Origin of the sequence: Sphingomonas sp. CFBP9019, from assembly GCF_034045155.1 — a bacterium.
GTDB lineage: Bacteria > Pseudomonadota > Alphaproteobacteria > Sphingomonadales > Sphingomonadaceae > Sphingomonas > Sphingomonas aerolata.
Map to the genome: position 1 here is coordinate 13303 of NZ_JAXCWK010000010.1, position 24888 is coordinate 38190.

Genomic DNA, 24888 nt, shown 5'->3' on the forward strand with positions numbered 1-24888 from the left:
GCACGCGTGCAATTTCCCACACTCATGCCAGCGCCGCTTCGCGCAAGCGCTTCTGATGACTCGGCCACATCGACCGTATGTCTACCTCGATTTCGCCGTTCACACCGTCCAGATAAGCAAGGCAGCGATTGCGAACTGCAGAACTAGTTGCCGGCCCATCCAGTTCATAAACCGTCATCAGCCGAGCGGTCGCGTTATCGATCTCGGCGGAGTCCTTGAGCGGCGTGCGCACCATAGCATGGCCGAACAGCGTTCGCATCAGGTTCAATAGCTCCTTCTGCATCGACTTGTTCTCGTCGACTTTCGAAGCGACAAACCGGAGGAACCGCAATTCAGGGGCCAGACCGCGCTCAGCAAGCTGTTCGATCGTCTCGTCCAGCATTGAGAGAAAGGCAGCTGTCGAGGAGAAATCCATGACTGTTGGCGGCACGGGCACGACCAATGAATTTGCCGCGCGCAGCACTGACAGAGAAATTGCTCCCAGAGCGGGTGGGGGATCCATCACGATCACGTCGAAGCGGTCCGAGATGCTTTCGATCCCCTCTCTCAACCGATCCAACAAGCCCCCGCTGCCGCGGGCCATGCGTGCTGCCAGTTCATATTCGGACTGGAACAACCTCAGGTTCGCCGGGATAAGCTCTAGACCGTCGAAATGCGTCTTGCGGAGCGCGTAATCGAGCGATGTTCGCTCCCCCTCGCGAAGGAAGGGATAAAGTGTGTCGTCTTCGTCAAGATCAAGATCGGGAACATAGCCGAACAAAGTAGTCGCCGACGCCTGACTGTCGCAGTCGATGAGTGCCACCCGGTAGCCTCGGATTGCAAGATATTGCGCCAAATGCACTGCGAGGGTCGACTTACCGACGCCACCCTTAAAGTTTTGCACGGCGACAACGCAGCATGGATCTCCGGGGCTTCGATACGGTCGAGTCCCAAACACACCGCGCATGTCATTGAGCTGCGCGAGCGTGTACTTTTCACGTCGATTGTTGTTAGTCCGCGTTGGCTCCGGCAGGCGCCCGTCCTTCTCGGCATCACGGATCGCCGCCGCGGTCCGGCCGACGAGTTCGGCCGCTTTGCTGATCGTGAAGGTCGGTTCGCGACGATCGTCGCTTCTGGCGCTCCGGGCTGAGTCCCGCAGCCGTTCTAGGACAGCAGATGTTCGATTTGCCAAAGTTGCAACGGAGACAAGGCGATCGGCGTCCGCTAGTTCGAGATTATTTGACATGCTGCCGACTTTCGAAATTCAATGCATGGTATACGGGCTTGCGATTTTCAGTCAATAAGTTCGCAGATTTCGAAAGTCGAGGGGCTTTCTCGCCTCATTTCAGACGGTTTGAGTTCCAACCTGACCCTATGGGGGAGACAAAAATTGCACGCGTGCAATTCTTCTTAAATCGCGCGACCCCGCCTTGTCACCCAGCTCTCGCAGAACCCTTTCCAAGCTGCGGCGAGCTTCACCCCGCGGAGCTTCTCGACCCGCTCGCCCATATGATCGCGAAATCCGTTAGCGATCATATCGATGTCCCAACCGCCCCCATATGTCCGACCGATCGCCAATAGATCATCGTGACCGAAGCGGATTGACCCGAGAGGGAAGGTTTTCTCTTCCGGTTTAGTATGCGCGTTGGTCGGCGCAGCGACAGTCCTCTGCCCTGCCAATAAAGTCTCAACCGTCCCATCGCGTCGTTCTCGACGGCCACGGGAATGGCGATCTAGCTCATCGACCGTTTCGATAACCTCCGGCGGGCTCTTCGGCTCGAACCGAAATTCGATCTCGGCCACGGTCCGTCCTTGGCGAATCTCGCGCCACTCGACACGAAAATGGGCCAGCTGATCAATCTCGGCCTTCGCCTTTTCCAGCACCTTCCGGCGCAACTGTGCGAAGTCAGTGTAAACTTCAGGTGGTATCCCCAGCGCGGCTCGCAGCGCCGCCATGTCGCCCCGCCAAGTCGCCTGTCTCCGGTGTAGACGCAGGGCCCCGAGTTCGTACAATCGCAACGCGTAGTTGGACCTGAAGCCCAGCACTGCTTGCCGGTTCAGCACGGCATAGGTTTCCGATGCCTGAATCATCTTGCGAGCGTCTGGGGTGAACTCCCATTCGATCCAGCCGGCTTCGCCTCCGTCCTCTTCGGTCTCTTCGCGCGACCGCGAGATGAGCGAGAAGCGAAGCGTTGCTTTCTTACCCCGCCAAGATTTATCGTCGACGGCGAACAGTGTCCGATGGAGCTCCTCCAACATGTCGGTGATCCGCTCGTTACCCTTATGGCCACGCCTAATGTCAGCCTTTCTGATCCGATGTGGCTTGTCTTCCCATGCATCACCTCCAGCCGTTAAAATCATGAGCGCGAGCAAACGAGACGCCGTAAGGCTCAGTGACTCCCCTTTGACGAACTTAACCTCAATGATATTGCCGGGCTTGGCGAACTCATCGCCGCCTTTGGCCCGCAAAGCCGCGGCTACGCGCATCGCTCGACCAGGCGAAACTTCGTCTGCTACTGCTTCGACTTCTTCGGCTATTTGGCCTGCTTTGGATTCCATGCCATCGTACAATCGAAAGTGAGTCTGCGAACCTACTTGCTGCCTGACCTGACCTGCCTCGTCAAGGCAGGTCAGGATAGGTTGTTGCTGTTGTACCCCCATGCGGTCAGGATAGGCTCGTGCTTTTGGAAGTGTAAAACCGAGGAGATCGATCGAGCCGCAAGCTGCGGTCCAAAAGCGGCACAAATCTAGCGTTCTGTCCCGTCGTTCGGCTTTATTTGACCCAAAGTATCGCGGGATGGTGCGTGGCGCGCCCTTCCCCCACCAGGTCAGGGTACCCCATGGGGTCAGGTATCCCCCCCCGCGAGGACAGGGTTAAGCCCCCGCCCGGTCAGGGAAACTCCCCCACCAGGTCAGGCAGACCCGGCTAGTCTGTTGAAACTGCGGCACTTTTTCACCCTGAATCTGAATCAATTGAATTGTGAATCCTTCCGCTGCGAGCAGCGGGGTTTTTAGATATGACTCTTTGGAGGAAAGTGCTGATTCGCATGATGAACTGCACCGAGCTTGAGGACCGCCATTTCAGCGGAGCGGTCAGTGACATGTGGAAGGGGAAGGGGGCTGAGCTGGTAAATAAAACGTGAAACCATGCCGCTAAAGTCAAACGGCCTTCCTAAAGAATGGTCAGCATCGTCGGAGCATTAGGGGACAAGCGGCTAGAGCACGAAGACTCTCCGGATGTTGAACGGGCACCCAGAGACGTGGAAAGGCTGACGGGGTGACCACGACTGGTCGATGCCGGTGTTCTCACGAAGCTAAATAGCGACGGCGTGGGTGTGTTCGAATGACGCGAACGAACAACGGTCGCCTGACAGAGTTCAAAGAGGTTCATGGTGATGTCCCCTCGGGGTTGATGTACTTCGGGTGATGTGCCGTATGGTAGGTGGAACGGCCGGAACGGCTGGTTCCATGGAAATTGATGGGGATCCGTATATCGCGAGTGGCGGACCTGTTGTTGCCCCCTAAAGGCCTGATAGGGCCTCGCAGGTTTGCGCGATGAACTCGCGGGGTGATCGATAGCGCAAAGCGCGGTGCGGATGCACCTCGTTATAGTGGGCGAACCGGCCAGGCAGTTGGTCGATGACGCTCTGCGCATTTGGCCTGGGGTTCACACGGACATAATCGCGCTTGAGGGTGCGAACGAACGCCTCAGCCATGCCATTCGATTGAGGACTGCTGACCGGGGTCGTGCGCGGTATCAGCCCAATGCCCCGGGCGAACGCACGTGTCTTGCGAGCGGTGTAGCAGCTGCCGTTATCGGTGAGCCACTCGATCGGTTCGGGCACACGGTTCACCTGGCCGTAGCGATGCTCGACTGTGGCGACCATCAGGTCCTGAACGTCCTCGGCGGTGATGCCGCCCGTCGTCGCCACGTGTCCCATCGCCTCACGGTCGCAGCAGTCGAGTGCGAATGCGACACGTACCTTCTCCCCATTGTCACAGGTGATCTCTAGACCGTCGGAGCACCAGCGGGTGTTGCGCAGATCGACGGCGACCCGGCCATTGTGACGCCGTTCCTCGCGGCGTTCGCCGTTCCGCTGTAGCAGCAGCCCATGCACCTTCATGACGCGGTAGACGCGTTTCGGATTGGGCGCTTCGCGCTCGGTCTTCTCGGCTGCACGGCGCAGCAGAGCATGAACTTGGCGATAGCCATAGGTCGGCAGATCGGCGACGAGCGCGCGGATGTCGGCGACCAGCTTGGCATCCGGCAGCGGCGGTCGGCCGCGCGGTCGGGGCGCTGGGCGATGGCGCGTTGCGGACAGGTGTGGGCGAGCAATTCCGACCGCGCCTGACACCGCGCTCACCGTCCATCCCGCGGCACCGAGGTCGAGCGCAACAGCAGTTTTTTTGGGCCTGCGGCCCGGGACACGGCCTTGCGGAGCAGCTCGTTCTCCATGGCCCTCTTGCCAAGCAGCCGGTGTAGTTCGCCCACCTGCGCCTCGAGCGCTCGGTACTCGGACGCTGGCACCACCTCCTCGCCAGCTGTCGCGGCGGTCAGCGCACCTTGCGCCATCAGGCGCCGCCAGGTGAAGATCTGATTCCCACCGATGCCGTGCCGCCGGGCGACGAGCGACACGCTCATCCCCGGTAGATGCGTCTCCTCGACGATCCGGACCTTGTCCTCCGGTGTCCATCGCCTCCGGCGCTGAACACCGGAGAGAACCTCGCCATCATTGTAACGCCTGGTCGTACCGTCAGTCATATGCCTCACCCTTATCTAAGAGCGGGGCCCTGTCAGTTCATTTATGGGGCCACCTCAGGACCTGTATCGGCGTAAAGGCGTTAAGGCTGTTCATCCACCGTCTCGGGGGAGGGGTCCTTTGATCGACGGGGGCGGGGCCGTTGCTATCGGTTCAGGCCGTGCTTCGTAAGCGGAAAACGTCCGCGTTAGACGAGCCAATTTTCTACGCGAAGACTCTGGATACGTGTGAACTCGCCGACATTAGCGGTGACCAGCGTGGCACCCAGCGCATAGGCATGGGCTGCGATCAGGAGGTCGTTGGGGCCGATCGGTTTGCCAGCGGCTTCAAGCTCGGCGCGAATTCCGCCATATTCAGCATCGGCCGGGACATCCAGTGGAAGGATCTCGAGCCCGCTCAGAATGGCTTCGACTTGCTGGAGCAGGCGAGGGGACCCCTTACGAGCGCAACCGTAGCGCAGCTCGGCCGCAGTGATGATGCTGACACACAAATTGTCGCTCCCGATCTCGACGATCTTATCGAACACCGCGCCTTGCGGATTTCGAACGAGATCGGAGACGATGTTGGTATCGAGCATGTAGCGTGAGCCGGTCACAGGTCGACGGCCCTAAGCGGGAGCAGCGTAGCATCGAGATCCTCTGGAAACTGATCCTCAGAAGCGAGGGGGGCTAGCCCTTTCAGGATGTCGAGAAGACGGACCTTGGGTTCGGGTTCGATGATAAGCTTGTCGCCTTCCTTGTGAATGAGCACACGGCTTCCCGAAAATTCAAATTCGGCCGGGATACGAACCGCCTGACTGCGATTGTTACGAAACAGCTTGGCTTCGCGCACGTCGAAATGAGCAGATGTCTGTGTCACGACGCCTCCTTTGTATATGCCATGTATATACTCGTTTGGACTGACGTTATCAATCGCAATGAGCGATCCCGTTACAGTACGTCCGTGTCGTCCATCTCCGGTGACCTCGGCGCGGGAAGCGCTGTGCCTCATGAAGTCCTGGCCTAGGTTGCTGCGTAGGACGGCTATCGGCCAAAACCGGAACTAGGAGATGCAAAATCGATGCCGGCTTTTCGCTTAGGTCATTGATTTAACATAAGAGCTATCATCGATCCGAACGATTCTCGCGGCTCTGGGTCACCTCAAGCCAGTTCGTAGAATTACCGCCGTCGTATGCGACGCGCCTTCGATCTCGATCCGGTGAAGCCCAACTCGATCAGATTGGCAACGCGCGCATCACGCGCCGAAACGCTGGTCTCACCCAGCACGACGACCACGATACGCCGATCTCGACGCATCGCCGATCTCGACGCATCGCCGATGCTGCGAGCTTGTAGCCGGCGTCGGACGTGTACTCGGTCTTGATGCCGTCGACGCCCGTAACCCGGCCGAGCAGATGGTTATGATTGGCAGTGCGACGCGATCTCCACTGGATCGTGCGCTTGCTGAACCGGGCATATTGCTGCGGAAAGCGCCTGACGATGGCGCGCGAGAGCTTCGCCATGTCGCTCGCCGTTGTCATGTTACCGGCGCTGGTCAATCCAGATGCGTTTGCAAACCGCGTATTCCGCATCCCAAGCTGGCGCGCCTTTGCCGTCAGCAGTCTGGCAAATTTCGGCTCACTACCGGCAATGCGTTCGGCCACGGCAACGGCCAGGTCGTTCGAAGAGATCGCTGCAATAGCATCCAGCGCCTTGCCGACTGTGATCCTTCCACCTGAGGCTATACCCAAATGCATCGCCGGCTGGCGCGCCGCCCGGCGGGATATCGGCAAAGGGTCACTTAGCCGTAAGCGGCCGTCGGCATGAGCTTCGAATGCGAGATAGAACGTCATCAGCTTAATCAGTGAAGCGGGCCGTCTGGCTGCATCCGGCGCCTCCGAAAACAGAACGGTACCGGTTGAGGCATCGACCACAATTTCAAAGACGCGTGAGCGGGCATATGCCGCCTGCCCAGGTAGGCCGAATGCCAAGCTGGCAACGATAAAACAGATCTGCGAACGCCGTAGAGAACTGAAAGAGATGCCGGAGTTGAAATTCTCCAACGAGCATTCAAAATGTCGATCGTGACATGACTGCTGCCGTAAGCGGCACGCTTCGAAGGGCGCCTCGGGACGACCCTAATTAAAATTACTTTCTGTCGTTGTTATGAAACTCTTGGTCGGCCGAAGCTCGGCAAGATCGGCGCAATTATCGATAATATCGTCGCTGAACCGCTCGATCGCCGCCAATGCCTCGTCCCGCCTAGTCAGCTCTACGTGTAGTTGCATAACCTTTGCCTGGCGAAAAAATCAGCGGCGCCTAGCGCGAGCGCGGGTCTGCACGCGGCCCTACCCTGACGGATCACCCGCTCGAACAAATGCCGGTCGCGGCTGAAACGGACCAGTGTTTTGAACTCGTCGAATGTGATCGTGCCGGTGATTAGCAGTCGAGCATTGAACTGATCGGCAGCGGCGAGCAAAAAGGTGTAAAGCGTTTCGCTGACGCGGCCCGCCAATCCTAAATCGGCTTCGTCCGCAACCATGTCTTGCGCTCAGCGGCCACTAGTGCAATCGAGAGTACGCGGCACGGTCAATCCCGTCCGTGGGGCGTGGAAACCCCAACAATCACGTGGTCCGGTCGAGCTTCTCGGTCGGGCGGCTGTCACGCATGTCCAAGGCTTGCCTAAAGGTGGCAGCGCCTTGTCCACGTGCAGGGTTTCCAACGCCCGGCTCTCGAGCCGGGTACCGCCTCCAACTTTCTGTGGAGGTCCCTGTGCCAGACAATGTTGCTGAAAATGATGCTCTCAAGCAGCGAAAATTCCGCCTAGTGACGCGGGTTAGAAACATGATCAAAGTACTCGAAATGGAATTCGGGGCGACGCCTGATGAAATACTTACAACGGTAGCGATGTCTCTAAAAGATCACGATGCCGATGAGCTGGCTGAAATTCTCGATACAACATCAAGTCTGCTTGATATGCTGATGCCTGGCAACTCGCCTTATAAAGCTCGGCGACGATAAATACTCTTAGTAATAAATCTGTATCTTCGCGACAGCGACCTTAACTAGAAGCATAGTTAAATGTCCCGGAGTCCTGCCACGTTTTCCCACATTTCCGGCATATTAATCACTTTCGCAGCACCGTGTTATTTGGAAGTAGCGCACATCTTTGCTGTGATAGATGCGGATAAGCTGGGAATACGCATGGGGCGTAGCGGCGCATGGTCGGGGCACAGATACAACGCGCCTAGAAGGTGGAGGCGGATTTTGCAGAGGTCGGCTGATGTGTACGGGTAAACCGCGCAGAACTGGTGGCATTGCAGACCGTAGGTCAGCGAGATACCCTGACAGGGTTGTTGAATGGTGCAGGATTCCAACGCATGCTGGCAACCGACAAAATACGAGAGCTCGCGTGCCTGTACCTTGTCGATATTGATCGGTTGCGGCCGGTAAACGACATCGACTCGGCAGCCGTCGGCGATCGTCTCTTAACTGCGGTAGCGCGGACGCTGATGAAGAAGGGTAGCGGCCACCTTGTCGCTTGGTGGGAGGCGGCACTTTTGCGATCCTAATGGAGGGCACTGACTTGCAAGCAGCTGCTGAGATAGTGTCGGCCGCATGCACGGCGACCAGCGCGCGTGAGATGAAGGGGCGCGAAAACGACTAGCCTGGGGGGCGGATCATGCTCTCAGCCGGCGTCGTGGCCCTGCGCAGCCGCGCGCCCGGGGAACTCTTGGAGGCGGCGTGGATGCAGCAGCGCCGTGCTAAGAAGCTCGGATGTGACCAAGTGGCTTCGAGGGCATCGTGATCGGCGTGCCTGTTACAGGCTCGAGCCGGTCGGCCCGTTCTCTCTGCAACCGTTGTGCGACCCTCAGCCTTCACGAGCAGCAAAAGGGCCGCAAGTTAATAAATTACGCAATTTCGTTATCCCGAAAATTTCGCCTGTAAGCTGTTTTTGCCCGTAGCGAGACGTCGCAACACCATACTCAATACGCAAATCAGAATAGCACCAGGAGGGGCATAAAAGTCGGCCCGGCCCGGGATGCCGAACGGGTCGCGACTTTCCACGCCAGCGTCTCAGTTGGCACCCAATCCGACCGCGGCATCGTTGTTATATGCGACGTCTGCTGATCCATATTGCCGAGCCGCTAACGCGTCTGGATGCCGAGTACGTAACCTACGTTTTGGTCACCCACAAACCGTTTGCGCTCACCTCTGACGACCGCGTGTACGGCCGGTCGGTAACCGTCTTAATATCGCCCGGTGCTTTGTCTTTCAAAGACGTTCCTACGTGTGATTTGCAGGCTCTCCTCATAGCTCCTGCGACATTGAGTTTTGACGTTGCCGATTTGGTGTTCGCGATCAAGGAATCATCCACATGGATCAAGCTGACGACGGTCAAACGGCTTCGAAAGGCCTCGCTTCATTCTGCGTGCTTGCAGAGCCACCAGCAGTTCCATCTAGACAGCCAAAGGGTCGTTCCATCGCTGGCCCGGTTTCGCACTTTCTATGCTCGTATGATTCTCTTAAACGCCTTATTTACGTCGCATATACCCGCCTCCTCGATCGTTCCAAAAGTCCATCAGAAGCGCAGTCGTCGCAGCTTTTTCAACGGTGTTGATCATATCCGGCAGGCCTAGCCTTCTGCGCCGTTTGGTGCTTGTCCTCGCTCGGTTGTTGACCTCGATCGCAACCATTTTTGGTGTTCGGTGTCGATAGCTTTTTAGTAACCTAATTGGGTTCCAAGATTGGGTCAGCGGGCCGCTGCGTAAGCCCGCAGTAAAGCCACGATGATCATCCCTACCTGAATCACTGGCAAGCGTGTTCGACGCCCGCGCGAAGCGCCGAACGGACTGATCTTCCGCCTAAAGGCGGGGCATTGCCTACTGAAATATCGATCGATTTTGTAGTAAGCAGAGAGAGGTACCGGTCCACGAACGGCACCTATGTGTTAGCACTACAGTAGAGCACACCCTACGCTAGCTGCGCTTGCAGGTTTCCGTTGTTTTACAAACACTTATCAGCAACCTGGAAATGTACACATTAGACCTCAAAATGTGCACAATGAACACATGTGAAAAAACCGAGAAGTATCAGTGGTTTAGCCCGTGCGGTGGTGTAATTTATGTTGTCACGAAATGGGCTTGTAGCGGAACTGCCCTGTTGCAATCGTCAATCCAAGGCGCCGATAAAACGATGACGTAAAGCCCACCATCATCCCCTGCTGAGGAGGTTGTCATTTTTACCACAAGCATACTGAAATGTATACGCTTCGAGGATCGTCAGATGATGCAGATCGAGCAGCTCTGTGCTCAACAAATACGCTCTGTTCCTGACTTAATAAGGGCACGCTTAATGGACGATCGGACAGTCAATGGTAGAGACGGCAACCGCGGTAAAAATAGGTCCACAACAGGCGGCGAAAGACGGTAGATTTTCGCTCAGAATGCCTTTTCAGATCAGGCTGATCCGCCGCTAGGCGTGCGGCTTATTGCAACCATAATTCGACATCTGGCGCCGCTAAAATTTATCATGAAAACACCACCGGCAGCCGCGAGCATTCCGCTCGGCAGAAGGCTAGCAACGTCAGCACGTGGGTAAGGGAAAGGGCTGCAGCAGGGCCTGGTCGGCGTTTAGGCAAATGGAATCGATTAAGGTCATCGGTTATGTGGAGCGTGCCCATTTCGCTCACGCCAAGCCCGGGACTGGACCGTGTCGCCAAACCGCCACAATCGGGCTTCACGCGTGTAAGGGGATCTGCAGGAACGAGCGTCCAACATTCACCCGTCGGCAGCTCGATGATGCGATGAATGTGCGCAGCGTCGACAGGGTAGGTTTCGCCCGGAATGCAGTGAACGAACTTGCTGTGCCAACCGCCGTTTGGATCCAGGTGGAACACCGCTTCGACATAGCCGCCATCGAGGATTTCGGTGTCGAAACTTCAGGGGTGATCATGCGGTGTGGCGTGGCCGAACCCGGCCAAAGCTGAAAGGGCCGCGCCTCGATGCAATGTGTCTGCCGTTTTCCGCCATTATGAGGCTGATCCAGACCCATCAGGACCCGGTCGTGGGTGAAGAACTACGCCTCGAGCGAGCCCGACCCGAAAGCATCGGAGAAATCTTATGACTGACCTGTCTTATCGACCCCGCCTGAAAGATCTCCGCCCGATCACGTCGACGAACAATGGCTTGCTTGCGCCTGACGCGACAGCCGTCCGAACTTCCCCGGCCTCATCGTTTGCAGAGCGACAGGGTTACCAGGCCGAGCACCTTGGCGCGTTTGTCGTGCCGTTGCCCGGCACCGCCGCGATTGCAGCCGACGTCCTGCCCGTCGCTGGGAGCGCCGATGCGCGCCTCGACTACGAGCATTTCTCGATCGTCATGTCGAAGAGCCGTCGCCTGGCGCTGTTCACAGGCGTCAACATCGACGGCAGCGCGAGTGTCTCGGTCTCACGAGGCGGTGATCCATGGGCCTTTGACGGACGGATTCCCGAGGGCGCTCAGGCAGGCGACGAGCTTTACGCCAACAACGACTTCGACCGGGGCCACCTTGTGCGCCGCGAGGATCCAAACTGGGGTCCGACCGCCGGCGTCGCTAACCGAGACACCTTCCACTTCACCAACTGCGCGCCGCAGCTCTCGGCCTTTAATCAGCGCACCTGGCTTAGCCTCGAGGACTACATCCTCACCAACACGCGCCGGGTCGGCGAGCGCGCGAGCGTGTTTACCGGCCCGGTCTTCCGCCAGAACGACCCGGTCTACCGCGACGTCGCGATCCCGCTTGCCTATTGGAAGGTCGTCGCCTTCATCCATGATGACGGCCGACCGTCAGCGTCCGCATACCTTATCGATCACGACGTCGACCTGAACGAGCAGACGCTCCTGTTCGGTGCGTTCAAGACCTACCAACGGTCGGTACTCTCTATCGAAGGGCTTACCGATCTCGACTTTGGCGAATTGCACCAGTTCGATGGCTTCTCGAACGAAGAGCGTGATCGGGGCGAGGTCGTCAGACGGCTAATCACTGGGCCGAAGGATATCCTCGTCTGAGTCGGCAAAATAGCGCTATCCCACAGAGAACATATATGGAACATGGGGCATCGAATTAATAAGGAGTCGGGGACATGACCGACATGATCGACGGCCCAATGCTCGTAGGTATTGCAGCACTCATCACCCGTATCACCAATGTCGTTACCACCCTGCGGTCCCGCCAACGGCTGCAGGAGCAGGGAAGGCCGCGCCGCATCCTCGGGCGAAGAAAGGGGAGGGAGGATCGCAGTTTAAGGGCATGATGCCCGAACGCTTGAAGGAGACTGCCATGCGCCACTGCATGATTGCCGTTCTACCGTTGATCTTAATTCCACTGCTTCTTGCCGGATGCGCCACGAACGCGATCCGGCTCGAGCAAGCGGGGGCGGTACAAGCACGAAGTCGCGAGGCCGTGACGGCAACCGCCAGCTACTTCGATGCGATCGAGCAACGTCGCCGTGAGGCCGCTGCAGCGCTGGTCGCGAGCGATCCGAGCTGCCTGCCGGCGACGCCCCTTCGGATTCAGGTGCCTATCGCACCATCGGCCCCGGCAGCGCCGCTGTGCCTCGTCAGCGACGCCCCATCGCCGGGATATACGGCGTTCGAAATCGACATTGGCAGCAGCCCGCGCGCTGTGCTTGAACCACGCATCGCGCTTATCGCCGCGATCAGCGACTATGCTGATGCACTGGCTGCTATCCTCGATGCGCCCAAGACCGACGTCTCGGTCGAGATCACCGCCTTTGCCGACCAGGCCGACCGGCTTGCGCGCTTCAGCAACTTCGTCGCCGGCACCGACCTGCCAAACGTCAACGCGACTGTTGCCAGCGAGCAGGGCCAAAGCCTCGTCGCGCTGATCGCCTTCGCGGCCGATCTCGCGCGCGAGGCACGGCAGACGACGGATGTCCGCGCTTTGGTTATCGAGCGCGGTGCGGTTGTTGATCGCGCGTTGTCTTCGTTGTCGGTCCAGGTGACGACGTGGGGCAGGGGGGCTGCACGCAACGCCGACGACCTCTACGGGAACGCCCTGTTCCGCACCTACATCCGCAATCGCGAGAGCCTGTCGTCCGACCAGCGGGAGCTGCTCGCCGCCCGCGTGTTCGCCGCTCGTGAGGCCGCGAAGGATGGACCCGCACGCGCGGTTTTGGTCGCAGATGCAATCGACCTGGCCGCCAAAGCTCAGGCGGGACTGCGCGATGCGCTCGCCGGCCGCCTCACGCCTGCGCAGCGCCGCGCTGCGGCCCGCCTAAACATCGACCGCATGACCCGCGCGCTTGGCTTGATCGCGTCACTCGCCACCCCTGCCTGAGGAGGATCCAATGACCACCTTTACCCAGGCCGTGGACGCGGTCGACGCTCTCACCAACCAGCTGCAGGCGTTCACCGAGAACCCGCATTACCTGCCGCGCTTCTTCGACACCTTCTTCGGCCTGCGCACCGCGCTCGGCAACGCAAGTGACCGATTTGCCGCTCTGCATAGCGGTGAGGCCAGTGAGGCACCGGTCTTCGCCACGGTTCTCGATCGATGCGAGCAGGCTAGGGCTATCGGCATAGCTCTCACCCCCGGGGACGCCGCTGTGTCTCGCTATGCTGGAGCAGTGCAGCGCGCGATTACGGCGATCAACGGACAGGGCGGCACAGCCGCACGACCTTCCCTCCGCGGCACGCTGCGGCTCCGTAGTGGATTCGCACTGACGGTGAGGGGAGGGCGGCGCCCGGAACCCGCGCCGGAGCCCTACTATACCAGCCTCGTGAAGCTGTTCCCGGTTGAGGCAGTAACGCTCTACCCGCTCGCAATCGGGATCTCTGCCGGCGACATCGTCATCCGCCTGATCCTCATAGGCTTCATCACCCTTTTCATCGTCGCACTGCGCTGGTTCGGAACGCAGGAGGAAAGAGGGGGAGACGCAGATGTTGTGGCGATCGCCGTCTCGGTGATCTCGTTCGAGCTTTATGCCGCCTCGCTGGGTGGTTTTGGCTACCTCCCGGGTGGCCCCGAACAAACTAGCCAACTTCTCGCCTTCATCACAATCATGTGGGTCGCGCTTGTGCCCTTCGTGCTTCGCCGCGCCCGCAGCTGACAAACCCCCACAGGAGATACGAACTTGTGCACCTCCACCCATCGTCATTCGCTTCACTGCATCCTGCCGCCCTATATCTTGTCGCAAATCGCCGAAAACGGTTCGCCTGAGATGCGCGCCATGGCGGTTCGCAGCCTGCTGGTCGATCCGACCATTCGGCTTGTCCGCGCCAGCACAGCCGGACCCGTCACCGGTGCAATTGCGCGCCGGCGTGCTGCGGCAGGTAACATCCTGGCCCCAAGTCCGCTAAGGACCATTCGCGACGCAGGCGGCGAGCCTGAGGCTCCGGGTGCGACGGTGGTGCGGCGGGAGGGCGATGGACCGACCGGCGATATCGCCGTCGACGAGGCCTATGACGGCCTTGGCGCTACGTTTGCGCTGTTCTGGGAGGCGTATCAGCGCAACTCGATCGACGATGCCGGGCTGCCGCTCGATGCCACAGTCCATTACGACCAGGACTATGACAACGCCTTCTGGGACGGCACCCAGATGGTCTTCGGTGACGGTGACGGTGAGCTGTTCAACCGCTTCACGATTTCGCTCGACGTGATCGGTCACGAGCTGACCCACGGTGTCACCGAGCGGGAGGCCGGGCTCGCTTACTTCAACCAGTCGGGCGCGCTCAACGAAAGCATCTCCGACGTGTTCGGCAGCCTCGTAAAGCAGCACTTACTTGGGCAGACCGCCGACCAGGCCGATTGGCTCATCGGTGCCGGATTGCTGACGGCCAAGGTCAACGGCGTTGCCCTCCGGTCGATGATGGCGCCGGGTACCGCCTACGACGATCCCGTGCTCGGCAGAGATCCCCAGCCGGGACACATGGACGATTTCGTTCGCACCAATCAGGACAATGGCGGCGTCCATATCAACTCAGGCATCCCCAACCGAGCGTTCTATCTTGCGGCCATCGCGCTCGGTGGAAATGCATGGGACCGCGCTGGCCAAATCTGGTACAATGCGCTGTTGGACCCTAATACGAGGGCCAATACGGACTTCGCCGGCTTCGCCCGCGTCACCATCGACGTCGCGATGCGTTTGCACGGTTCAGGCAGTGCCGAGGTGACCGCGGTTACCGAGGCCTGGAGCGCAGTTGGAGTGATCTGATGCAGACGGGCAAGGCATGCGATGAGACGGTTACGGGCGAGGCCCGCGTGCGGATCGAGGGCGGCCTTGCCCATTTTCCCGGACTTGCGAAGCAGCAGACGGTCTCCTTTGACGATCTCGCCACCCCTGAGCGTCAGGAAATCACCAGCCTCGCGGATCAGACAAACTTTTTCGGCTGCGCGGCATCAAACGACACGGCGAGGCCGGATGCTCGAACCTATACGGTGGGTCTGACAATCGACGGACGTAGCCGAGAGCTACGACTTGCCGAGCCGATCCGAGATCTGGCAATGGCTAAGCTAGTCTCAACGGTGCGTCGCCTTAGCAAACAGTGCACAGCTGTAAGGTAGCGGAGCAGAGCGCAATATCGCTTGCTCAGGCCGATAATAGGTATTATGTAAACTGGCTTACGATCGGGGCATAGTGGTCTGTTATCTTGCAGGCCGCGATGTCGGGGGGCATTGGCCCCCCAACGCCGAAGCGCTTATGCGGTGACCGCTTCGGCTTTAACGTTCACGCTCGACGTTGCCATCGCGGTCAACTTGTCGTCGGTCGCATATTCCTCATCGAACGTTTCTTTCAAGATCGCAGCGATATCGGCACGGCCGATCTCTACGCCGCGGTGTCATAGGAACGATCGCAAGAGCCCCCATCTAGCGTCGCATGACCAATAGCATTCTTCATCTCGGGCTCATGGAAGACGGGGACATCGAGCTCGATCTGGCTGCCTTGGAACTCGCGGCGCTCGATCATCCCGGTATCGATCTCGATGAATATAGCGACGAGCTCGCTGGCATAGAATTGGCGCTGCGCGCTGCTGACGGCGACGCAGCGGGCAGCGTCGCGCAGGCCCAGGCCCTGAGCAGCGTGCTGGCTGAAGAGTTCGGGTTCTCCGGCGACCGCGCGCACTACGACGATCCCCAGAACGCGGACCTGACCGCTGTCGTCGATCGCCGGCTGGGTTTGCCGATCAGTCTCTCAATCCTTTATGTGGCGATGGCACGTCGCCTTGGTTGGTCGGCGATGCCGCTCAATACCCCCGGCCACGTCTTGGTCTGCCTCGGCTAAGCGTCGGATGCGCTGATCATCGATCCCTTCAATGATGGTCGCATCGTTGCCCCTGAACAGGTGGAAGCCTTGCTTGAGCAGATGACCGGCCAGGCAAGGTTTTCCGACGGGATGCTTCCCCTGTCGAACCGATCGGCGCTTTTTCGATTGCTGCTCAACCAGGCGACCCGTGCCGAGCAGGCTGGCGATCCCGCGCGCGCGCTAGTCCTGGACGACCGCATGACGATCGTGGCACCCACGCACGCCCATGGTTGGTGGGAGCGAGCCAGACTTCAGCTGGTCGCAGGAGATGTCGGCAGCGCCCGCAACAGCCTTAGCGCGATGCTCGAAATTTCCCGGGACGACGATTTGCGCCTGCAGGTATCGGCAGCGCTCGATGCCCTACCCCGGCCAACGCCGTCGTAAACGTCGCGGTAGACTGGCTTTCACCGTTATGGCCTATCCTTATCGTTTGTACTGCCGATGTATTTTCTCGCCGTGCAGCGTCTTGTCGACGAGCATGACAAATCGAAACTTGGTCATATCACGCGCAGGCATGGCTTGCCTGATCGCAGGACTATATGCGAACGACTGTGGTCCGGCACGACGATCGGCACGGGGGGGCCCAGCCGCTCCCCGCGCTATCGAACTCTTGTGAATAGTGCCCCTGTCATTGAACTAACTAGGGGAGGAGTTTGGCTCCAACCCTGCGCTAAGTGCTTTAAATGCAATCCGGATTAGACAGATTTGCAATCGCCATTGCCCGACCTGCCGGATACCAAGGTGACGCCTTTCAGGCATCCTCTCCCAAACTTCTCGGGTCGCTTTTGGCGGCCCTTTTTTTGTCTGAACCCAACCGGCACAGCGTCTTTGATGCTCCGAGCTACCGGACGTTCGCGTATAGCGAACGGCTGTGGTCGAGCATGCTGATGGGTGTCGGCGTGATCCAGTCCGCCCCCCAAGTCGGATATGGGCCGTAGAACAGATCCCCGAGCGCACGCCGGTAATGTGCGTTCATCCAACGTCGACGGCGATGCTCGGGACCGTCGTAAATCATGTGGCAGCGCTGGCAGAGTGCTGCCAGTTGATGAAGCGCGCTGTCGCTGGGGTCATGGTTGAGATGTGCGCAGGCCAGCACCACCGGTGTCCATTTCCCGACATGGAGGATGTTCTCGGACGGTCGACGAACACGTCGACCATCGCCATTACGCCAATATGACCGGCCTTTATCCCACCAGCGTCCGTCGCCCAGGTGGAAGACCCGTTGCCCATGCGGGCGCCCGCAATGTTCGCAGCGTCCGCCTGCCCGGACGAAGCGGACCAGATGCGATAGCTGGGGCCAATCGATCGGGTACAGGAAGACATGTTCGGGGCGGATCGGCATCGGTACCGTCCATCAACATCATCACTGCCGGTATGTCCAGTGAGGTTCTGGGGATTCGTGTTCTTGCTATGTACTCCAGCCATTAATTCGGGCATTCGGCCATCACCTGAGTCGAAACGGATCGAATGCGATGGGCTTTTCAGGAACACATTGGCCGGAAGGGTTGAACGACGAGGAGGCGCTGCAGCGTCTGCAGACGTTGTGCCTCGGTGCCTGCGATGGCATTCAGGATCTGGCGGACGACTCGCGCTACAAGGCGCTGCGCCGGGCGCTGCTTGGCCGGACCGACCTACGGCCGTTAGCGCCGGCTTTTGTGGCGGCTCAGCCGAGTCTTGAAGCGTTTGTACGCCATGCCCGGGAAACGAAAGATCGCACGCTGCGGCGTGAGATGGTCCGTGAGCAGTTCAAGGCGCTGTGGGACGAAATTCGAGGACCAGATGCCGTCAGTTCGGCGACGTGGACCGGGCGTCCGTCCCTGCGTGAGCATGCTGCCGTCATTCAGGCGTTGGCACCTGTCGCCCTGGAAGCCGTGCAGCGGCTGATCGACGACGAAGAGCTCGCATGCGACAATGGTGGTCCGGTAGATGCCGATCGTGCCGTAGCTTTGCAGCAGTTAAGGGCGCTGCATCTTGCGTTGGGCGACCTAATCGCGGCAGTCGATCAAGGGCGATCGCTCGAGCCTGTATTCGAACGGCTTCGGCTTGTCCGCCAGGAGGCGAAGGTCGCGATCGGTAAGGCAACGGCCGCTCTGCCGGTGACGACGTCGGCGCTGATCGCGTTCGGCAGCGTCGTCGGTATCGTCGAATTTCTCGTAGGGAACGTCGTTGTCGCGGTCGCTGCCGGGGGGATCGCAGGCAATACACTCAAGGACGCGATGCTCAAGAAGGAGGCCGCAGCCAATTAGGGATCTGGTGTTCCAACACGTTCATCCGCGCTACAAATCTTACTAAATGACGGATGGTCGTCATTACAATCCGAGATCTGATCGTCAGGCAAAAGATGAGCGAGCCACCGATGTCAAAGCAACGCTTTTGTTGCATAATGCCTCAAAATCATGGCCGCCGTTTGCATTGAAGGCCACCGATCCTGCTGACGAATTTAGATGTGGCGCTTTAGCACAAAGTACGTTCGCAATCTTAGCAGTCAATTGGCCCGGGGCGGGTTACGCTCCGAACCTATCTTGACTATGTCAGTATAAGCCGCCTTCTTCTCGCTCTTCCGCACCTTCCTTCTGTGCGTCCTCAAGATCGTTTGAATTTTGTTTATCAGCGATTGGCTTATCCTCAAGGGTATCTTCCGGCCCTTTGTCGTCGTCCGGAAGTTCGTTGACGTCGGTTTCAAAACCAGGTTCTTCGTCTTGCGGGGCGGTCATCATGCTGCTCTCCTTCAACAAACCGAACGATTCGAGAATCCTGTCGGTTGCGAACCGGCGGATGATACTCGACACCCGCCCGCGACGGCTCGTTACTGTTCCTGACGAATGTGATGATGACGTAGCTTCAAACGACAGATATCCGAATGGGCCCACAACCGGCCGTTCGCTGAGGTGCGGATCGGCGCCGAAGGTAAGATCCCGATAGACTTTGCCAAGCTATTGAATTTGCGTCGTACCGTAATGAGTGCTGCTGAACCATCGGCACGCGCCGATCCGGTGCTGACGCCGGAGGCTTGAGACAGAGTTCCGCGGCAGCTCTCACTCGCCGGTCAGAGCAGCCGGGACAACGCCATCGGCGAGAAGCGTGTGCAACGCCGCGATGTGCCCGTTGGCTCTTGCTCCGCCCGAATCCGACGTCATCACAACAGTCAACGCAAGGTCGGGCACGACGTAGACCATCTGTCCGCCATAGCCCCAGGCGAAGCGCACCGGATGGCCGGCCGCATCCCCGATGAACCATCCATAGCCATAGCGACCGCCGCTCCAGGGTGACACGGTGCGAGGCGTCCAGCTCTGCTCGATCCAGGAGGGTGGCAGGATGCGTCGGCCGTTCACTATGCCGCCGTTCCGGTAAAGTTCGCCGAACTGGGCCAGAGCGCGCGGGCTCATTAGCATGTCGTTGCCGCCGAAATAGATGCCCTGCCCGTCGCGCGGCCACGACGGGATGGCGATCGCGAGCGGACGGGCAAGCCAATCCTGCGCCAATGTATAGGTGCTTTGCCCCGACGCTCGGGTGAGCATCGCGGACAGAAGGTGCGTGTTGGCTGTGGAATAGAGCATGGCCCCGCCCGGCTCGTCGACAAACGGCCGCGCCAGGGCATAACGGACCCAATTTGGGCTCGAGACCCAGCGGCCGTAATTGGGGCCCGAAGTACGCTCCAGGCCGGCCTGCATCGAAAGCAGGTTGCCCACGGTCAGCCGGTCCAGACGCGGATTGGGATTGGCTGGCGCGTCGTTGCGGAGCATGGACAACACCGGCTGATCCACACCCTTCAGCACGCCGCGTTCAATGGCGATCCCGACCAGCGCTGAGATAACGGACTTAGATGCCGATTTAATATTCACTGGCCGGTCGAGGGGTGGCCCGTTGTTGAAGCGGTGCTCAACCAGCGTTTTCCCATGACGCAATACGACGAGGGATCGAAGACGCGGCAATCGCGACGCGGCTTCGATAGTGCGCGCCATCGTCGCATCGTCAAGTCCACGCGTCTGTCGGGCTGCCGGCCCCTGGATCTGAGCGGCCGCACTTGGTTCGGGCGCAGAACCGCAACTAGCGACAAACAAAGGGAGAAGGGCGAGAACACTGCGACGCATCGCGTATATGTAGGATGGGAGTTCGGGCTTGCATCATCACGCAAGTACCGTGGCCTCGCTAAACCCAGATCCGGACGCTCGGAGCTCCTTGTATCCTATCCAGCTTCGGACGTTAGTTTAGGTTGGCATGGCGATGCCACCTAGGCGGCGCGCGGGTTGTCATGGATCAATATCGCTCATTCGCATCTGCGACCTCGATGGCTCTATGCACGTCGAAATATCTTAGGCTCTCCTTGTATGCCCCGTTGGACGTAGCAAGCGGGTCGCACATCGCGTAGTAATACGCAGGAACGCAAAGCGCATCTTTAAGGAGGTCCGTGATGGTCGGCATCGTCATGACGCGACGTGGGTTCATCGACGCCAGTGGCGCAGCGTCAGCGGCATCGCTTGCGGCAATAGCGGTGCCTGCTTTGGCAGTTCTTGAAGCTTCCAGTAGCGCGCGCGTGATGGGTCAACCCATGCCGGATGGGGTGAAATTGCCTTCCACACCGGGGCGTCGCAAGCGCGCGGACAGCGTCGGGATCGCGATCGTCGGGCTCGGTGGTTATGCGCTTAACCAGATGATGCCGCGCTTTGCCGAGACTGAGCGGACGCATATCGCCGCAATCGTGTCCGGAAGCCCCGACAAGTTGCAGCGTGTCGGCGATGCTTATGGTATTCCGCCCGACGCACGCTATTCCTACGAGGCGTACCCCAAGATCGCATCCGATAAACGCATCGATGCAGTGTACATCGTCCTGCCGACCGGCCTGCATGCCGAGTGGGCGATCCGAGCCTTTGCGGCGGGCAAACACGTCCTGTGCGAGAAGCCTATGGCCCTCTCCAGTGCAGATTGCGAGCGGATGATCGCCGCGAGCCGCCGTGCCGACCGCAAGCTGATGATCGCCTATCGGTCGCACTTCGAACCGTACAATCTCGAGGCCATGCAGCTGATGAAGCAGAAGGCGATCGGGGATATCCGGCTCGTGAGGACGGAGCAGTCCTCTCGTATGGGGCCAACCAGTCCGAGCAAAAACTGGCGGGTAAATCGCGCGCTGGCGGGCGGCGGTCCATTGGAGGACTATGGAATTTACGGGCTACAGTCTGCACTCTATCTGACGGGCGAGATGCCGGAGAGCATCAGCGCGACGACATTCCGGCCAACCGGTGATGCCCGCTTCGCAGAGATCTTCGCGCATGTGTCCTCGCAATGGCGGTTTCCGTCGGGCGCGGTCGCGCAGCTTGTGACGTCTTATGACTCCGCGGGCGTCAACTTCGCCCAAGTGCGCGGTACGGCTGGCGCCCTGATGATGGATCCTGCGACGAGCTATTCGGGACAGAAGATGCGCCTTGAAGGTCGCGACGCTCGCGAGCTTGCGCCGTGCGATCCGACCGTTCAGTTCGCTCGTCAACTCGACCATTTCGCTGACGCAGTTCGAGATAATGTCGTCATCAGGACGCCGGGAGAAATGGGATTGCGCGACCTAAGACTTATCGAGGCAGTCTACGCGTCCGCGAAGGCTGGACGCACGGTGAGCTTGGCGTCGGACGGCAGCGTGAGGCGATGACCACCGTCTAGGCCACTGCTAGCTTTTCCCCACTCGGCAAACTGCAACTTCAGACATCCATTCATCTTCACGCTGACCGCTTTTGCGCCTGATAATTCGTCATGAACGTCGTGATTTAGCGGCCTATTGTGAACATTTGCCAAACGACCCGGGCATTTGCGGCTCTAAAACATAGCTTGCGCATAGGCTGAAATCTGCAATCTTGAAATCTCTCGCCTTCCCGTTGAGTGGTCGAGTTGTAGAGGCAGAAATCAGATGCTGTCACGTATGCCTGTTCGTATCAGTCTCTTACTCGGCGTACAGATGTTGTGCTCCCCTGTAATGGCATCGGACCGACCGAACCCGGCGCCTGTCGAGGCTGTCACGGACGACTATTACGGTACGAAAGTGCTGGATCCGTATCGTTGGATGGAAAACGACAAAGATCCGCGCTGGATGCCTTGGCTGAGATCACAAGCGACTGCCGCCCGTCACACCCTTGACGCGATCCCTGCACGCGAACGCTTTCTCAAAAGCGCCAAAGCGCTGACCGGAGACCTTGTCACGGTGCAGAAGGTCGTCGCCGTAGGCCAGACCCAGTTCACTCAGCGGCGCAAAGCCGGTGCTGAAGACTCGATGCTTTTCGCGCGCACGGGGGCTGCACCGGAACGCATACTGGTTGATCCGGCAAAGATCGCAGGCGGCGATCAGGTTATTGATTGGTGGCAGACATCGTCCGACGGACGATATGTCGCCGTTGGGCTATCGAAGCGCGGCAGCGAGGCGTCGGTCGTTCACGTCGTTGAAACGGCAACGGGGCGTCTGTTGCCTGATCGCATCCCCAATACCGACTTCGGTATTTTTGGATGGCTGCCGGATAACACCGGGTTTACGTATCTCACCTTCGTCGGGGAGAAAGGGACACCAAGTTACTTCATCAATTCTGAGCCACGGCTGCATTTGCTGGAGGCGTCGGCGCCTGACCATCTTCTGATTGACCGCGCCAAACCGCCGGTTCCGCTTAGCGCGGAGCAGTTTGCGATCGTCATGGCGCAGCCAGACTCCCGTTCTGCAATGCTGGCCGTGGCCGATGGACGCCTGGAACAGGCACTTTACCGAACCGATATCGGCACGCTCGGGACCGGATCTGTCGCTTGGACCCGGATCAGTGATTTCGATGATCTTGTTGTCGGCGCAAAATTATCTGGCGACAATCTCTGGCTTCTTTCACGAAAGGGAAACAGCAACGGCAGCGTCCTTTTGACGTCGGCTTCGAAGCCAAACCTGGCCACCGCAAGACACGTAATCATTTCCGGAAACCCGGTCATAGAAAGCATCTCGGCGACAAAATCAGGCGCCCTTGTGCAAACGATCGAGGGCGGACAATCCGGGTTATGGCGCGTCGACGTCTCGGGGGCCGCAACGCGGGTCGCGTTACCCGTTGCCGGGACGGTTCGCTGGATCGAAAACGAACCAACGTCGGACACGGCCTATGTCAGCCTGGGCGGCTGGTTCACGCCGGCAAGACCTTACAAACTCTCGGCAGACAACAATTTCCAGGACATGGGTCTGGTAGAGGCACCGCGGAACCTAGACCCAAGTCGGTATGAAGTCCGAACGTTAACCGCCACCGCGCGGGACGGAACGAAAATACCGTACACCGCTCTGATGCGTAAGGGCCTCACCGCCAATGGTCGTAATCCGCTGCTGATCGAGGCTTATGGCAGCTACGGCTTATCGCTTACACCTGCATACCGAAGCCAGATGATCCCGTTCCTTGATCTTGGCGGCGTCTATGTGACAGCCAATGTGCGAGGTGGTGGGGAGTTCGGGCGCAGTTGGCATTATGCTGGCAAGGCGGAGACCAAGGCAAACACATGGCGAGATGCGATCGATGTCGCCGAGGCATTGGTCAAAACGAAGCTTACATCGCCCAATCACATGACCATTATCGGAACATCGGGTGGCGGTGTGATGGTCGGCCAGGCCGTCAACGAACGACCGGACCTTTTCAATGGAGCAATCGCCAACGTCGGCTTCATGAACCCGATCCGTTACGTATCCGAACAGAACTTTGCCGATATTCAGGAATGGGGCGGGCCGATCACCGATGCAAAATCGTTCAAGACGATGTTCGATCTTGATCCGTACGAGCATATCCGACCGGGTGTACGGTATCCGGCCACGCTCGTTGTCAGCGGCATAAACGACCCGCGAGCGGCCACTTTTCACGGCGCGAAATATGCCGCCAAGCTCGCCGCGGCGACGACCAGCGGCGAGCCAGTACTGCTTCGCATCGACTTCGATGCCGGTCACGGGGCGGGTTCGACACGAACGCAGAACGAAGACCTTTGGACTGACATCTACAGCTTTGCTCTCTGGCGCGGGGGACTTGCCAACTTCCAGCCAAAATAGTCTGCCGCTGGCGGCAGAGCCTGCGACAAGCTTTGCTTCCGTAGCGACCTCGCCTATCAACACAGTGATCTTTTGATCTATTCAGCGTGTACCGTGCTATAGGGCTTTATGCGCTGATGCACGCCCCCAATGCTCTTGATTGGTAAATTGACCCATACCCGGATACTCGCGCGCCTTTCCGCGGTCCCCTACTTAAGGCATTCATCCATCCCCGCGATGACTGAACTTGGCGAATGATCCCCCGCCATGGATGTCGTGAATGGAGAGGAGAGCGGAACAGCGGCTTCGAGCCAGGACAGGCGCGTAGCCAATTATGGTTCATGTGCAGCAGACGGCGACTTAGCGCCGTCAAACGCCCTTTAGAGGCTGAAAACCGGTGCTTAGAAGCGACACTCGATTGGTCGTCGAGCGGCGAAAAGGTGTACGTTACCGCACTTGTCCTATCCCCGTGCCACTTTTCGACCACAGTGCATCTCGAAGCCAGTCGCCAACGACTGCCACGAGGCGAGGCGATCCGAGGTACGGACCCAACTTCGACGCCTCATCCGGCACGCCTGTGAGCGCGCCTTCCTGGAACGAGTGGCCGAGCCCGTCGAGCATCACAATTCGAGCGCGGCGGTTGCTCGCCAAAGCGGCACGCGCCGCAGGTGCGTCATCCACCAGCGTATCCTTGGTCCCGTAGATCGCTAGAACGGGGATGTGCAAGGCCCTGAGATCGGAGGCCGAGCGAAGCTTTTGTGCGCCCCAGGCCTCTGGAACGTCGATCATGGCGAGCGCTTGTTCCGCCTGAGCGCGCGGGAACCCCGCTGACTCGAACCGGTCGACGGCGTTGGA

Annotated in this window: 27 protein-coding genes; 15 read left to right on the plus strand and 12 right to left on the minus strand. The window is 59.2% G+C overall.

Features of this window, described 5'->3' with window-relative positions; all coding sequences use genetic code 11:
• Positions 1 to 22: 22 nt before the first annotated feature.
• From SOM18_RS18800 to SOM18_RS18830, 7 genes are all read right to left on the minus strand, one after another.
• Complete coding sequence (locus SOM18_RS18800) at positions 23 to 1225, minus strand: AAA family ATPase (RefSeq protein ID WP_320482171.1); 1203 nt, start codon at positions 1223 to 1225, stop codon at positions 23 to 25.
• A 164-nt stretch (positions 1226 to 1389) separates the two neighbouring features.
• A complete protein-coding gene (locus SOM18_RS18805; protein WP_353452420.1) occupies positions 1390 to 2466 on the minus strand; it encodes a replication initiation protein in 1077 nt (358 codons plus the stop codon).
• 1034 nt (positions 2467 to 3500) lie between these two features.
• A protein-coding gene (locus tag SOM18_RS18810) for an IS3 family transposase (protein WP_320482173.1) occupies positions 3501 to 4741 on the minus strand; the annotation gives its coding sequence in 2 pieces (ribosomal slippage) (positions 3501 to 4394 and positions 4397 to 4741; 1239 coding nt in all).
• A 185-nt stretch (positions 4742 to 4926) separates the two neighbouring features.
• Positions 4927 to 5316, minus strand: coding sequence for a type II toxin-antitoxin system VapC family toxin (locus SOM18_RS18815; RefSeq protein WP_320482174.1), 390 nt, complete (start codon positions 5314 to 5316; stop codon positions 4927 to 4929).
• A 14-nt stretch (positions 5317 to 5330) separates the two neighbouring features.
• Positions 5331 to 5597 (minus strand): antitoxin, encoded by a 267-nt coding sequence (locus tag SOM18_RS18820; RefSeq protein WP_320482175.1) that lies wholly within the window; start codon positions 5595 to 5597, stop codon positions 5331 to 5333.
• A gap of 355 nt (positions 5598 to 5952) precedes the next feature.
• A complete protein-coding gene (locus SOM18_RS18825) occupies positions 5953 to 6780 on the minus strand; it encodes a D-alanyl-D-alanine carboxypeptidase family protein (RefSeq protein WP_320482176.1) in 828 nt (275 codons plus the stop codon).
• 209 nt (positions 6781 to 6989) lie between these two features.
• Positions 6990 to 7259: a hypothetical protein gene (locus SOM18_RS18830; protein WP_320482177.1), complete on the minus strand. Its 270-nt coding sequence runs from the start codon at positions 7257 to 7259 to the stop codon at positions 6990 to 6992.
• 230 nt (positions 7260 to 7489) lie between these two features.
• On the opposite strand from SOM18_RS18830, the gene SOM18_RS18835 reads away from it, so the two are divergent.
• The 10 genes from SOM18_RS18835 to SOM18_RS18880 all read left to right on the plus strand — a co-directional run bounded on the left by SOM18_RS18835 (position 7490) and on the right by SOM18_RS18880 (position 15283).
• A complete protein-coding gene (locus SOM18_RS18835; protein ID WP_320482178.1) occupies positions 7490 to 7738 on the plus strand; it encodes a hypothetical protein in 249 nt (82 codons plus the stop codon).
• A 359-nt stretch (positions 7739 to 8097) separates the two neighbouring features.
• The gene (locus SOM18_RS18840) at positions 8098 to 8289 is read left to right on the plus strand and encodes a hypothetical protein (RefSeq protein ID WP_320482179.1); all 192 of its coding nucleotides are present in this window, start codon (positions 8098 to 8100) and stop codon (positions 8287 to 8289) included.
• A 543-nt stretch (positions 8290 to 8832) separates the two neighbouring features.
• Positions 8833 to 9357 (plus strand): hypothetical protein, encoded by a 525-nt coding sequence (locus SOM18_RS18845; protein ID WP_320482180.1) that lies wholly within the window; start codon positions 8833 to 8835, stop codon positions 9355 to 9357.
• A gap of 1166 nt (positions 9358 to 10523) precedes the next feature.
• Positions 10524 to 10706 carry a hypothetical protein gene (locus SOM18_RS18850; protein WP_320482181.1) on the plus strand — a complete coding sequence of 61 codons (183 nt, stop codon included), beginning with the start codon at positions 10524 to 10526 and terminating at the stop codon, positions 10704 to 10706.
• 133 nt (positions 10707 to 10839) lie between these two features.
• On the plus strand, positions 10840 to 11766 hold the full coding sequence (locus SOM18_RS18855; protein WP_320482182.1) for a DNA/RNA non-specific endonuclease: 927 nt from the start codon (positions 10840 to 10842) through the stop codon (positions 11764 to 11766).
• A gap of 74 nt (positions 11767 to 11840) precedes the next feature.
• Positions 11841 to 12011 carry a hypothetical protein gene (locus SOM18_RS18860; protein ID WP_320482183.1) on the plus strand — a complete coding sequence of 57 codons (171 nt, stop codon included), beginning with the start codon at positions 11841 to 11843 and terminating at the stop codon, positions 12009 to 12011.
• A complete protein-coding gene (locus SOM18_RS18865; RefSeq protein WP_320482184.1) occupies positions 12008 to 13057 on the plus strand; it encodes a hypothetical protein in 1050 nt (349 codons plus the stop codon). Before SOM18_RS18860 ends, SOM18_RS18865 begins: the two co-directional genes overlap by 4 nt.
• 10 nt (positions 13058 to 13067) lie before the next feature.
• Complete coding sequence (locus tag SOM18_RS18870) at positions 13068 to 13829, plus strand: hypothetical protein (protein ID WP_320482185.1); 762 nt, start codon at positions 13068 to 13070, stop codon at positions 13827 to 13829.
• 24 nt (positions 13830 to 13853) lie between these two features.
• Entirely contained in the window at positions 13854 to 14933 is a 1080-nt protein-coding gene (locus tag SOM18_RS18875; RefSeq protein WP_320482186.1) for a M4 family metallopeptidase, read from the plus strand.
• Complete coding sequence (locus SOM18_RS18880) at positions 14933 to 15283, plus strand: protealysin inhibitor emfourin (protein ID WP_320482187.1); 351 nt, start codon at positions 14933 to 14935, stop codon at positions 15281 to 15283. The genes SOM18_RS18875 and SOM18_RS18880 overlap by 1 nt, the downstream gene beginning before the upstream one ends.
• Positions 15284 to 15417: 134 nt before the next feature.
• Here the strand turns inward: SOM18_RS18880 and SOM18_RS18885 are convergent, their stop codons facing one another.
• Positions 15418 to 15543, minus strand: a complete 126-nt coding sequence (locus SOM18_RS18885; RefSeq protein WP_320482196.1) for a DUF892 family protein — start codon at positions 15541 to 15543, stop codon at positions 15418 to 15420.
• A 53-nt stretch (positions 15544 to 15596) separates the two neighbouring features.
• Between SOM18_RS18885 and SOM18_RS19445 the strand changes: the two genes are divergently transcribed.
• A complete protein-coding gene (locus SOM18_RS19445) occupies positions 15597 to 16001 on the plus strand; it encodes a transglutaminase family protein (protein WP_414712145.1) in 405 nt (134 codons plus the stop codon).
• 69 nt (positions 16002 to 16070) lie between these two features.
• On the plus strand, positions 16071 to 16406 hold the full coding sequence (locus SOM18_RS19450) for a hypothetical protein (protein ID WP_414712146.1): 336 nt from the start codon (positions 16071 to 16073) through the stop codon (positions 16404 to 16406).
• A 457-nt stretch (positions 16407 to 16863) separates the two neighbouring features.
• On the opposite strand, the gene SOM18_RS18900 is transcribed toward SOM18_RS19450, so the two are convergent.
• Complete coding sequence (locus tag SOM18_RS18900) at positions 16864 to 17364, minus strand: hypothetical protein (protein WP_320482188.1); 501 nt, start codon at positions 17362 to 17364, stop codon at positions 16864 to 16866.
• 130 nt (positions 17365 to 17494) lie between these two features.
• Here SOM18_RS18900 and SOM18_RS18905 point away from each other — a divergent pair, with 130 nt between their 5' ends.
• The gene (locus tag SOM18_RS18905; protein WP_320482189.1) at positions 17495 to 18268 is read left to right on the plus strand and encodes a hypothetical protein; all 774 of its coding nucleotides are present in this window, start codon (positions 17495 to 17497) and stop codon (positions 18266 to 18268) included.
• 285 nt (positions 18269 to 18553) lie between these two features.
• On the opposite strand, the gene SOM18_RS18910 is transcribed toward SOM18_RS18905, so the two are convergent.
• Both SOM18_RS18910 and SOM18_RS18915 read right to left on the minus strand, forming a co-directional pair.
• Positions 18554 to 18739 (minus strand): hypothetical protein, encoded by a 186-nt coding sequence (locus tag SOM18_RS18910; protein WP_320482190.1) that lies wholly within the window; start codon positions 18737 to 18739, stop codon positions 18554 to 18556.
• A gap of 318 nt (positions 18740 to 19057) precedes the next feature.
• The gene (locus SOM18_RS18915) at positions 19058 to 19984 is read right to left on the minus strand and encodes a serine hydrolase (RefSeq protein WP_320482191.1); all 927 of its coding nucleotides are present in this window, start codon (positions 19982 to 19984) and stop codon (positions 19058 to 19060) included.
• A 449-nt stretch (positions 19985 to 20433) separates the two neighbouring features.
• Here SOM18_RS18915 and SOM18_RS18920 point away from each other — a divergent pair, with 449 nt between their 5' ends.
• Both SOM18_RS18920 and SOM18_RS18925 read left to right on the plus strand, forming a co-directional pair.
• Positions 20434 to 21660 (plus strand): Gfo/Idh/MocA family oxidoreductase, encoded by a 1227-nt coding sequence (locus SOM18_RS18920; RefSeq protein ID WP_320482192.1) that lies wholly within the window; start codon positions 20434 to 20436, stop codon positions 21658 to 21660.
• Between the two features lie 321 nt (positions 21661 to 21981).
• Entirely contained in the window at positions 21982 to 24054 is a 2073-nt protein-coding gene (locus tag SOM18_RS18925) for a prolyl oligopeptidase family serine peptidase (protein ID WP_320482193.1), read from the plus strand.
• A 426-nt stretch (positions 24055 to 24480) separates the two neighbouring features.
• On the opposite strand, the gene SOM18_RS18930 is transcribed toward SOM18_RS18925, so the two are convergent.
• Positions 24481 to 24888, minus strand: a 408-nt coding sequence (locus SOM18_RS18930) for an alpha/beta hydrolase (RefSeq protein ID WP_320482194.1), incomplete at its 5' end; no start/stop codon positions are given.